Here is a 1,675-nt window from a genome sequence, read left to right as displayed (position 1 = left end):
CTTAGCCTCGATCCACCGATCAGCGTCGCGGAGGGATCGGCGTTTTAACGTCGGAATGCCCTGCTGACCACGGAGAATAGGACTTGTCGAGAGTTCTGTTCCACCGTGATGAGAGGGCATCCCGTAGATGCAAGTTTCCCACACTCCTGCTGCCGTGTCCGCGTCGTTCGACGAGCCCAACCTCGTGTCGGCGGCCGGGTTGCTGCCGGTGATGCGCCTGGCCCAGGGGATCGGGTTGCGCGACCTGGTCGATGAGCGGTTGAGCGTGCCCACCGACAAGGGCGCCAACCCGGGGCTGAAGGTTTCCTCGCTCGTGGCCGGGATGCTCGCCGGGGCCGACAGCATCGACGACCTGGCCCTGCTGCGCCAGAGCGCGATGAGCAAGCTGTTCGAGGCCGTCTACGCGCCCTCCACGCTGGGGTCGTTCCTGCGGGCCTTCACTTTCGGGCACGTGCGCCAGCTCGACGCGGTCGCCTCCCGGCTGCTGGCCGGGTTGGCCGGGCGAGTGCCGTTGCTGCAGCGCCGGGACGCGGAGGAAGAATTCGTGTTCGTGGATGTGGACGACACGATCGTGGAAGTCCACGGCTACCAGAAACAGGGATCCGGCTACGGGTACTCCGGAGTCCGGGGCCTCAACGCGCTGCTGGCCACCGCCTCCACCGCTGCCTCGGCCCCGGTGGTGGTGGCCCAGCGGCTGCGCAAGGGCGCGGCCGGCTCCGCCCGCGGAGCGCACCGGCTTCTCGCCGAGGCCCTGGCCACCCTCGCCCGCACCGGCACCGCAGGACCGGTGCTGGTGCGCGCGGACTCGGCCTTCTACGGCCACGCACCCCTCGCCGCGGCCGTGAGGGCCGGGGCCCGGGTGTCGGTGACGGTGCGGATGGACGCGGCCGTCAAGCGCGCCATCACCACCATCGCCGATGATGCGTGGGAGAGCATCGAGTACCCCGATGCCGTCTACGACGAGGACACCGGCGCCTGGATCTCAAAGGCGGAGGTCGCCGAGATCGACTTCACCGCCTTCACCTCCCGCAAGCGCTCCGAGCAGGTGGCCGGGCGGCTGGTGGTGCGCCGGATCCCCGACCTCAACGCCCCCGCCCACGGGCAGGGCACCCTCTTCGAGACCTGGCGGCATCACGCGTTCTTCACCACCGTGCCTGCGGCCACCATGGGCACGGTGGCCGCGGACAAGACCCACCGTGCCCACGCGGTGATCGAGCAGGTCAACGCGGACCTCAAGGACAGCGCCCTGGCCCACCTCCCGTCCGGGAAGTTCACCGCCAACGCCGCCTGGCTGGTGGCGGCCACCATCGCCTACAACCTCTCCCGTGCGGCCGGTGTCCTCGCCGGCGGGCGGTTCGCCAAGGCCCGCACCGACACCATCCGCACCCGGCTGGTCAACGTCCCTGCCCGCATCGCCACCTCCGCCCGCAAAATCCGCCTGCGGCTGCCGGAGAACTGGCCGTGGCAAGAAGCCTGGGAACAGCTCTTCACGACCATCCACGATCCACCGGCCGCGGCGTAGCCCCCCCGACCACCCAGCCCATCGGGCACCAGACAGGAACACCTCGTGGAACACCCCCGGCAGCGAGGCCGGCTCCTCCACCACGCCCAAATAGCGAACCGAGGCTCCGTCCGAGGCGACCCCCACAGCACACGGCCGATCGGTGGATCGAGG

1 protein-coding gene is annotated in these 1,675 nt (G+C 70.1%); it reads left to right on the top strand.

Going from position 1 to position 1,675, the window contains the following annotated elements:
* The first annotated feature begins 127 nt into the window (after window positions 1–127).
* Entirely contained in the window at window positions 128–1,522 is a 1,395-nt protein-coding gene (locus GTW58_RS12955) for an IS1380 family transposase (protein ID WP_168023545.1), read from the top strand.
* The last annotated feature ends 153 nt before the right edge of the window (window positions 1,523–1,675 follow it).

It is taken from the genome of Kocuria subflava (assembly GCF_012163155.1).
GTDB lineage: Bacteria > Actinomycetota > Actinomycetes > Actinomycetales > Micrococcaceae > Kocuria > Kocuria subflava.
Note: the sequence above shows the minus strand (reverse complement) of the source record. Positions and strands in the feature narration are given on the sequence as shown.